Here is an 8552-nt window from a genome sequence, read left to right on the forward strand (position 1 = left end):
CGTGCGCCAGGGTGCGGTGCGCAACCACCCAAACGGTCAACTGCCGTTTCCAGGCTCAGTCGGCCTTGAGCACCAAGCGCACCAGTTGAACGTGCGTTTCCTTGCCCCCGGACTGAACGGCCACCAATCGCTGGTTGCGCTGGGTGCCGACCATGAGCACCACGGTGCCCGACTGGGATCGATGGGCATCGCAGCGAAGGGCGTCGTCGTCCGGGGTGGGGCGAATCGGCTCGTCGCGGCCGGGCAGGCATTCGAGCACCGGACCGTGCGCCGACAGGGCGCGTCGGTAGTAGGCCAACACCTGAGCCGCGCTGTCCGTGGTGCGCAATCGCCGCACGGCGATGCGCAAGCCCCGGTCACCGCCCCACAGGCCCAAGCTGAGGGCTCTCTTGTCCTCGGGCTCGTCCCGCTCAGGCCGGGCGCTCGGCAACAGGGGCATGCCCAACTCGCGCTCGCCGGCGGATTCGCTGACCGACAGGCCCGCCGTATAGGGGGACGACGCGGGGCTGCTTTGCGCCAGGGCCGCCACGCAGGCGCTCAGGGCCAAGAGGGCCAGCCAGCCGCGAACGAGGACTGCAGGTCGCATGGATCGTCTCCAGCCCGTCCGGATGACGGGGATGGCCGCACTGTCCAGGATTCGTCAGCCCGTGACCGCCCCGAAGCGACACACCGCAGACCCCGACGGTTGGCCTGCATCCTCAGGCGATCAAGCGTTGCCAGAGCTCACGCGCTCCGCTTCACGCCCAGAGGGTCAAGGCCCGCAGCAGGGCTTGGCGCTCGCGCTCGGCTTGACGGTTCGCCTCTCGGGCTTGATCGAGCGTGACGCGCTCAAACCGCAGGCGTGCGCCGGACTCGCACTGCGCCAAGTGCCCCAAATCGGCATCCACCACCACCGCGATGCGGGGGTAGCCGCCGGTGGTTTGGGCGTCCACCCGCAGGGCGATGGGCAGCCCCTGCCCAGGCACTTGCACGACGCCTGGCAGCACCGCGTGGGAGGGCAATTCACCCGAACAGGTGCGGCGCAGCACCGGCCCCTGCAACCGGGCTCCCATCCGGTTGCTTTGCGCCCCAACCGTCCATGGGGAGCGCCAAAAGAGGGCCTGCGCATCGGCGGCGAAATGGGTGTCGTGCTCGGGGCCCGGCATCGCACGCAAGACGCGCATGCCGTCGGGTCCCAGCACGGGCAGCGTCACACCGCAGCGGCGTTGCAGCGGTCGGCCTGGTGCGCCCCTGCCCAGTGAGTCGCCAGCACGCAGGGCTCGGCCGTGGTGCCCTCCCCAGCCACCCAGCAAATCGGTGCTGCGCGCCCCGAGCATCGTGGGCACCTCCAAGCCTCCATCCACGGCGATGAAAGCGCATGCGCCGGCATGGGGGCGCGGCGCCATGGTGAGTTCGTAGCCGGGCTACCAAGGCGCCCGCCAGCCAGGGCGCAGCGGCCGGCCAGCCAGGCGGGCGTCGAAATCCGCGCCCGCCAGCGCCACCCAACCCACACCCTGCAGCCGCAAGCGCAGCGGCCCCTGCCACACCTCCAGGCCCGCCGCTCCGGGCGGGTTGCCCAGCAGCGCGTTGGCCAGCTCCAGCGCAGGTGCATCGCTGGCCCCGCCCGGGGTCACGCCCAGGTGGCGCCAGCCTGGCCGCCCCACGGCGTCTTGAACGCTGGTCTGCACGCCGGCTTGCAGGATCTCGATCACGGGCGAAACCTCACCCGGTCGCCCGGCTGCAACCAACAGGCCTGGGCGGGATCGGCGGCATGGGGGTCGAACAGGCCCTGGTCGGTGCGCCCGATGAGCTGCCAGCCCCCCGGGCTGGCGGACGGGTAAACGCCAGCCTGCGCACCACCAATGGCCACGCTGCCCGCAGGCACGCGCACGCGAGGCTCGGCACGCCGCGGTTGGTGCAGCGGTTCAGGCAGGCCCATCAGGTAGGCAAAGCCGGGCTGGAAGCCCAAGAACGCCACGGTGTAGACGGCCGCGCTGTGCCGGTCGATGAACGCGGTCTCGCTCAAGCCAGCGCGCGCGGCGCACTCGGCCAGGTCGGGGCCGTGCTCACCGCCATAGCGAACGCGCAGCACCCGCTCACGGGGTGGTGGCAGCGCAACGTCGGACACCTCGTGCCACGCTTGCAGCAGCTGCGCTTGCACGCGCACCAGTTCATCGCGCCTGGGGTCGATCACGACCGTCAGGTTGCCCCAGCCGGGGACCACGTCTTCATAGCGACCCCCTTCACGAAGCCGGCGTCCCAACGCCAACAAGCGGGTTTGCACCTCCACGGTCAAGGCAGCCCGCCAGGCCCCACACACCGCCCGGTCGCCGACGACCGACACCCGCAGGTCTGGGTCAAGGTCCGGCATGCACCCAGCCCAACAGCTTCTGCAAGGGCGCTGGCATGCCATGGGCCGGCCAGTCGGCGGGCTGCACCCACCGCCCCTCGGGCAGGGGCGCGGCAGCGCGGTTCCACACGGCGCGGCGCGGGTGCAGCAGCCAGTCCAGGTGCGTCAGCGCGTGCTGGATCTGGGGCAAAGCCTCCAGCGCTGCAGCGCCAGCGGCAGCACGCAAGGCGGCCTCGTCGTCGAACAGAGGCAACGTCCACAGGCCGGCCCAGATGCCGCGTGCGGGTCGCTGCTGCAACCAAAGGGCACCGTCGGCTTCGCGGTGCAGCCACAACCACCAGCTCTCGCGCTGACGGCGCTTGAGCGTCTTCGTCTTGCGCGGCAGCGCGCCCACCCGCCCTTGCGCGTGCGCCGCGCACAGGCTCTGGACGGGGCAGGCCGCGCAATTGGGCGAGCGCGGCGTGCACACGGTGGCCCCAAGGTCCATCAGGCCTTGCGTGTAGGCCGGCATCGCCTCGGCCTGAGCTGGCACCAGCGCGTCGGCCCGCGTCCACAGGACCTTCACGGCCCGCGCGCCGCTCAGGTCCTGGTCGAACGCCAGCAAGCGCGCGAGCACGCGCTGCACATTGCCGTCGAAGATGGACAGCCGCTCGCCGAAGCAAAAGGCCGCTATCGCCCGCGCCGTGCTGGGTCCGATGCCCGGCAGCTCGGCCAGGGCCCGCGCGTCACAGGGGAAACCGCCCCGCGCCGAAACCGCCTGGGCGCAGGCGTGCAAGTTTCGGGCGCGGCTGTAATAGCCAAGACCTGCCCACAGCGCCAGCACCTCGTCCAGCGGTGCGGCGGCCAAATCGTTCACGGTTGGAAACCGTTCAAGGAAGCGGGCGTAGTAGCCGCGCACGGTGCTCACTTGGGTCTGCTGCAGCATGACCTCGCTGAGCCAAACGCGGTAAGGGTCGCGGGTGCGCTGCCAGGGCAAGTCGTGCCGCCCGTGCTGGCGCTGCCAGGCCACCAAACGCAGGGCGAAGTCGGCCTCGCTCATGGACGCTGGCAGCGGGCGCAAAAGTAGGTGCTGCGTTGCGCCTGCACCTCGCGCCGGATGGGGGCGCCACAACGCGGGCAAGGCTGCCCTTCGCGGTCGTACACCGCGGCTTGGTGCTGGTAGGCACCCGCCACCCCATGGGCGTCGGAAAAATCGCGCAACGTGCTGCCGCCCAGCGCCAGGGCCTGACCCAGCACGTGCCGAACCGCGGCCAACAATCGCTCGCAACGCGCGGGGCTCAGCCGTGACCCGAGCATGCTGGGGCGAATGCCCGCGTGCCACAGGGCCTCGCAGGCGTAGATGTTGCCGGCTCCCACCACCCCATCGCCCGCCAGCAGCAGCTGCTTGATGGGCGCGCGCCGACGGCGCCAGCGCGCGTGCAGCGTGGCGCCGGTCAGTGCAGGGTCGAAGGGCTCGGCCCCGAGACCTTGCAAGAGCTTGCGCGCAGGGTCGACATCGAGCCCCCCGGACCACACCACCGCGCCGAACCGACGGGGATCGGTCAACACCAAGCTGCCGCGCGTGGTGTGAAGGGCAAAGTGCTGGTGCGGCCCCAGCATGCGCTCTGGGCCCAGCGCCAGGGCGCCTGACATGCCCAAGTGGATGAGCAGGCCGCCTTCGGGCCGGATCATCGGCAGCCACAGGTACTTGCCACGGCGCTGGGCCTCACCCAAGACCGCCCCCACCAAGTGGGCTGGCGCCACGCCCAAAGGCCAGCGCAGGGGCCGCCCGAGTTGCACCCCCGTGACGACCGCGCCCTCCAATGTGGGGGCGATGCTGCGGCGGGTGATTTCGACTTCGGGGAGTTCGGGCATGGCCTTCGGATCATAGGAAGGCGCCGCTGCACAATCGGCGCCGCTGCCTGAAAGACCGTATGCCTTTGCTGACCCGCTTCCGCCAAACCGCCCTCGCCCTCGCCATGGGTTGGATCAGCACCGCCGCCCTGGCCCAAGACCGCGCTCCCACCGAGCCCGTCACCAGCCTGGACGCCCCCCTGCTGTACCAACTGCTCATTGGCGAGTTGGAGTTGCAACGCGGCGAATTGAGCACGGCCTACCAACTGCTGCTGGACGGCGCTCGCCGCACCGGCGACGAGGGCCTGTTCCGCCGATGTGTGTCCATCGCCCTGCAAGCCCGGGCGGGGAGCGAGGCCCTGACTGCCGTCAAAGCCTGGCGCGCCGCTCTGCCCGACTCTCAAGAGGCCCGGCAAACCCAGGTGCAACTGCACGCGGCGCTCACGCAATGGGGCGAGATGATCGAGCCCTGGATGGCCTGGATGGACGCCGCGCCCTTGGCGCAGCAACGCGCCGCCCTGGAAAGCCTGCCGCGCCTGCTGCGCGCCCGTGCGGGCGACGGCCTGGACCTGCTGGGGCCCAGCCTCACCGCCCTGCGCGACGACGAGGCCGAAACCCCGTGGCGACGCAGCTTGGCCGCCAGCACCCTGGCCCAACTGGCCCTGATGGCGGGCAACACCCCCCTGGCCACCAACCAATTGCACGACGCGTTGCGCGACGCCCCGCAAAACGCCCTCCCACGCTGGCAAGCCGTGGAGCTCATGCGCCACCAGCCCTCGGTCGAGAACCTGGTGCTGGAGGGACTGGACGATGCCGAGTTGCGACTGGCTTATGCCCGTGGACTGGCCCGCGACAGCCGCACGGCCGAGGCCCTGCCGCAATTCCAGCGCCTGGCGGAGCTTCAGCCGCAACAAGCCACCCACCACTACGCCGTGGCCAGCCTGAGCCTCGACCTGAAACAACCCAGCGACGCCCTGGCGGCGGCCGACCGCTACCTGCAGCGCCTCTCCAAAGAGGATGGCCATGCCCGAATCGCGGCCCATCTGCTGCGGGCCCAAGCGCTGGAGCAACTCGGCCGCACGTCTGACGCCACGCTGGCCCTGGACGCGGCCGAGGCCGCCGATGACGGCAGCCGCCAGGCCGACATCGCCTACCGCCGCGCCTCTCTCGATCTGCGCGCCGGACGCCTGCCCGCCGCACGCGCCCGCATCCAAGCACTGCCCGCCCGCGACGACGCCGGCGTGGAGCGCCGCCTGCTGCTCGAAACCCAGTTGCTGCGCGAGGCGGGCGACTGGCGCACGGCCCACGCGCTGCTCACCCGCATGCTTGAGGGCCAAGGCAGCGAGCCCAGTGCCGCCTTGCTGTACGAGCAGGCCATGACGGCCGAGCACCTGGGTCAGCACGAACTCATGGAGCGCCAATTGCGGGCGCTCATCGACCGCGACCCCAAGCACGCCCACGCGTACAACGCCCTCGGCTATTCGCTGGCCGATCGCAACCAGCGGCTGGACGAGGCCCGCACCCTCATCGAACGCGCGATCGAGCTGGGCGGGCACGAGCCCTTCCTGATCGACAGCCTGGGTTGGGTGGCCTACCGTGAGGGCCACCTTGACGACGCCGAGCGCCTGCTGCGCCAAGCCTGGCGTGGCCGCCCTGACGCGGAAATCGTGGCCCACTTGGCCGAAGTGCTCTGGCACCGCGGCCAGCGCGACGAAGCGCAGGCCTTGCTGACCCAGGCCGCCCAGCGGGAGCCCAAGCACCCTGCCTTGCAGGCCTTGCGCAAGAAGCTGGGCCTGCGCTGATGCGGCGCCGAGCCTGCGCCCTGGCGCTGGGGGCGCTGGCCCTGACTGCCTGTGCGCCCCTCCCCCCGGCGCGACCCGGAGCCGAAGGTTGGCAAGGCAAGCTCGGCTACCGCTTGGAGGCCGCCGAGGGTGAGCGCGCCCAGGCCGGTTCGGCTCAGTTCGACCTGCAAGGCAATGCACAAGAGGGACAACTGCAACTGGTCAGCGCACTGGGCACGACGCTGGCCTCGGCCCACTGGGGCCCCCAGGGCCTGCGCCTGTTCGATGGCCGCGACACCTGGGCCTACCCCGATCTCGGCGCCCTGGGCGCCGCGCTCGGAGACCGCATCGGAGGGATCCCGCTGCCCCTGGCGGCCCTGTTCGACTGGCTGAGTGGCCGCCCTTGGCCGGCGGCCGAGCACGTATCGCTGGGGCCCGACCAGTTCGAGCAATTGGGCTGGAACGTGCAACGCGTGGGCCCCCGCCTGACCTTGCGACAACAGCGCCTCACCCTCACCCTGCTGGTGGCCACACCGTCATGAAGGCCTTGTACGAATTGCCGGCGCCGGCCAAGCTGAACCTTTTCCTGCACGTCGTCGGCAAGCGGCCCGACGGCTACCACCTGCTGGAAAGCGTGTTCGTGCCCATCGACTGGGCCGACACCCTGCACCTGGAGCGCCGCGACGATGGGCGGTTGAACCGACACGATCTCGGCACCCCGCTGCCCGACGACGACCTGTGCCTGCGTGCAGCGCGGGCCCTGCAAGCCCACAGCGGCTGCCGCTGGGGCGCCGACATCCACATCGACAAGCAAGTGCCATCGGGCGCAGGCATGGGGGGCGGCTCGTCCGACGCCGCCACCGTGCTCATCGGGCTCAACCGCCTTTGGAACTTGAACCTGTCGCGCGCCACCCTGATGGCCATCGGCTTGCGCTTGGGCGCCGACGTCCCCTTCTTTTTGGGTTGTGGACCGGCCTGGGTCACCGGCATCGGGGAGCAGTTGCGGCCCGTGGACCTGGCGCCGCTGAGCCTGGCGGTGATCAAACCCGCCGACAGCCTGCCGACGGCCGCCATCTTTCGCAGCCCCCTATTGCAGTTCTCTGAGCCCCAGGCTATAGTCGCGGGCTCTTTGGCAAACACGTCTTCGCTGTCGGGTTTTTCGGCGGCGTGGCGCGAGGGTCGAAACGATTTGCAAGCCAGCGCGCAAGCGCAAAGCCCGCAAATCGAACAGACCCTGTTGCTCTTGAAGCGGTGGTGCGGCAACAGCCGCATGACCGGCTCGGGCAGCGCGGTGTTCGCCGAGGTGGCAGACGACACGCCTTCAGTGGCGACCGAGCTGACGCAAGGCCTCGCGGCCCTGCCCAGCGGCTGGAGCGGTCGGGTCTGCCGCAGTTTGGAGTCCATGCCCTTGGCGGGCTGGGTACCCAGCTGAGACAGAATTCAAGGGCGCTGGCTTCACCGCCGGTGTCCTGTGTAGGGGAGTCGCCAAGTTGGTTAAGGCATCGGATTTTGATTCCGACATGCGAGGGTTCGAGTCCTTCCTCCCCTGCCAAATCGTTTTAGTCCGCTCACTGCGCCGCCGTTGCCGCTGAAGGAACGCCCCGTGCTCAACAACACCGTGCTGTTCACCGGCAACGCCAACCCGGCGCTGTCGCAGGAAATCGCCACCCACCTCGGGGCTGAACTCGGCCGTGCCAGCGTGGGTCGCTTCTCGGACGGTGAGGTCGCCGTCGAAATCCAGCAGAATGTTCGCGCCCGCGACGTGTTCGTCATCCAGCCCACCTGCGCGCCGACGAACGAGAACCTGATGGAGTTGCTCATCATGGTGGATGCCCTGAAGCGCGCCAGCGCTCGCCGCATCACCGCCGTGGTGCCTTACTTCGGCTACGCCCGCCAGGACCGCCGTCCGCGCTCCACCCGCGTGCCCATCAGCGCCAAGGTCGTGGCCGACCTGTTCGGCACCGTGGGCATCGGCCGCGTGTTGACGATGGACCTGCACGCCGACCAGATCCAGGGCTTCTTCGACATCCCGGTCGACAACATCTACGCCAGCCCGGTCCTGCTGTCCGACCTCAAGAGCAAGAGCTACCCCGACCTCGTGGTGGTGAGCCCCGACGTCGGTGGCGTGGTGCGCGCGCGCGCCCTGGCCAAGCAGTTGGGCTGCGATCTGGCCATCATCGACAAGCGCCGTCCGGCCGCCAATGTCTCGGAGGTGATGCACGTCATCGGCGAGATCGAAGGCCGCAACTGCGTGATCATGGACGACATGATCGACACCGCCGGCACCTTGGTTAAGGCGGCCGAAGTGCTGAAGGACCGGGGCGCCCAGCGCGTGTTCGCCTACTGCACGCACCCCATCCTGTCCGGCCCCGCCATCGAGCGCATCGCCAATTCGCAGCTCGACGAGGTCGTGATCACCAACACCATCCCCTTGAGCGACGCTGCCAAGGCCAACCCCAAGATCCGACAACTGTCGGTGGCCTTCTTGTTCGCCGAGACCATCCGCCGCATCAGCGACGGTGAATCGGTGACCACGCTGTTCGCCGAGCAAAACAACAATTTCTAAGCATCGACGCCGAGAGGCGTTGTCCTGGGGCTGGCGCTGCCAG

At 69.8% G+C, this 8552-nt stretch carries 8 protein-coding genes, 1 tRNA gene and 1 pseudogene; 5 read left to right on the forward strand and 5 right to left on the reverse strand.

The features are described 5' to 3' along the window. Positions 1-55 precede the first annotated feature (55 nt). From O9335_RS00575 to mutM, 5 genes and pseudogenes are all read right to left on the reverse strand, one after another. A complete protein-coding gene (locus O9335_RS00575; RefSeq protein ID WP_298381965.1) occupies positions 56-586 on the reverse strand; it encodes a hypothetical protein in 531 nt (176 codons plus the stop codon). Positions 587-737: 151 nt separating this feature from the next. Then, positions 738-1691, reverse strand: a pseudogene (locus O9335_RS00580) (biotin-dependent carboxyltransferase family protein). Beyond that, positions 1688-2350 carry a 5-oxoprolinase subunit PxpB gene (gene pxpB, locus O9335_RS00585; RefSeq protein WP_298381967.1) on the reverse strand — a complete coding sequence of 221 codons (663 nt, stop codon included), beginning with the start codon at positions 2348-2350 and terminating at the stop codon, positions 1688-1690. Before pxpB ends, O9335_RS00580 begins: the two are co-directional and overlap by 4 nt. Continuing rightward, complete coding sequence (mutY, locus tag O9335_RS00590) at positions 2337-3368, reverse strand: A/G-specific adenine glycosylase (RefSeq protein WP_298381970.1); 1032 nt, start codon at positions 3366-3368, stop codon at positions 2337-2339. The genes pxpB and mutY overlap by 14 nt, the downstream gene beginning before the upstream one ends. Next, entirely contained in the window at positions 3365-4183 is an 819-nt protein-coding gene (mutM, locus tag O9335_RS00595) for a bifunctional DNA-formamidopyrimidine glycosylase/DNA-(apurinic or apyrimidinic site) lyase (protein ID WP_298381973.1), read from the reverse strand. Before mutM ends, mutY begins: the two co-directional genes overlap by 4 nt. Positions 4184-4242: 59 nt before the next feature. On the opposite strand from mutM, the gene O9335_RS00600 reads away from it, so the two are divergent. From O9335_RS00600 to O9335_RS00620, 5 genes are all read left to right on the forward strand, one after another. Beyond that, on the forward strand, positions 4243-5964 hold the full coding sequence (locus tag O9335_RS00600; protein ID WP_298381975.1) for a tetratricopeptide repeat protein: 1722 nt from the start codon (positions 4243-4245) through the stop codon (positions 5962-5964). Further along, entirely contained in the window at positions 5964-6485 is a 522-nt protein-coding gene (locus O9335_RS00605; RefSeq protein WP_298381977.1) for a lipoprotein insertase outer membrane protein LolB, read from the forward strand. The genes O9335_RS00600 and O9335_RS00605 overlap by 1 nt, the downstream gene beginning before the upstream one ends. Next, positions 6482-7375, forward strand: a complete 894-nt coding sequence (gene ispE, locus O9335_RS00610) for a 4-(cytidine 5'-diphospho)-2-C-methyl-D-erythritol kinase (protein ID WP_298381979.1) — start codon at positions 6482-6484, stop codon at positions 7373-7375. Before O9335_RS00605 ends, ispE begins: the two co-directional genes overlap by 4 nt. 43 nt (positions 7376-7418) lie before the next feature. Further along, positions 7419-7495: transfer RNA gene (locus O9335_RS00615), tRNA-Gln, on the forward strand. A gap of 51 nt (positions 7496-7546) precedes the next feature. Further along, a complete protein-coding gene (locus tag O9335_RS00620) occupies positions 7547-8509 on the forward strand; it encodes a ribose-phosphate pyrophosphokinase (RefSeq protein WP_298381981.1) in 963 nt (320 codons plus the stop codon). Positions 8510-8552: the final 43 nt, after the last annotated feature.

The organism is Inhella sp., assembly GCF_027532025.1.
Lineage (GTDB): Bacteria > Pseudomonadota > Gammaproteobacteria > Burkholderiales > Burkholderiaceae_C > Inhella.

Excerpts from the sequence above, each read along its gene's own strand:
- mutM (WP_298381973.1), bottom strand. The coding sequence starts at position 4,183 with ATGCCCGAACTCCCCGAAGTCGAAATCACCCGCCGCAGCATCGCCCCC.
- mutY (WP_298381970.1), bottom strand. The coding sequence starts at position 3,368 with ATGAGCGAGGCCGACTTCGCCCTGCGTTTGGTGGCCTGGCAGCGCCAG.
- pxpB (WP_298381967.1), bottom strand. The coding sequence starts at position 2,350 with ATGCCGGACCTTGACCCAGACCTGCGGGTGTCGGTCGTCGGCGACCGG.
- ispE (WP_298381979.1), top strand. The coding sequence starts at position 6,482 with ATGAAGGCCTTGTACGAATTGCCGGCGCCGGCCAAGCTGAACCTTTTC.
- O9335_RS00575 (WP_298381965.1), bottom strand. The coding sequence starts at position 586 with ATGCGACCTGCAGTCCTCGTTCGCGGCTGGCTGGCCCTCTTGGCCCTG.
- O9335_RS00600 (WP_298381975.1), top strand. The coding sequence starts at position 4,243 with ATGCCTTTGCTGACCCGCTTCCGCCAAACCGCCCTCGCCCTCGCCATG.
- O9335_RS00605 (WP_298381977.1), top strand. The coding sequence starts at position 5,964 with ATGCGGCGCCGAGCCTGCGCCCTGGCGCTGGGGGCGCTGGCCCTGACT.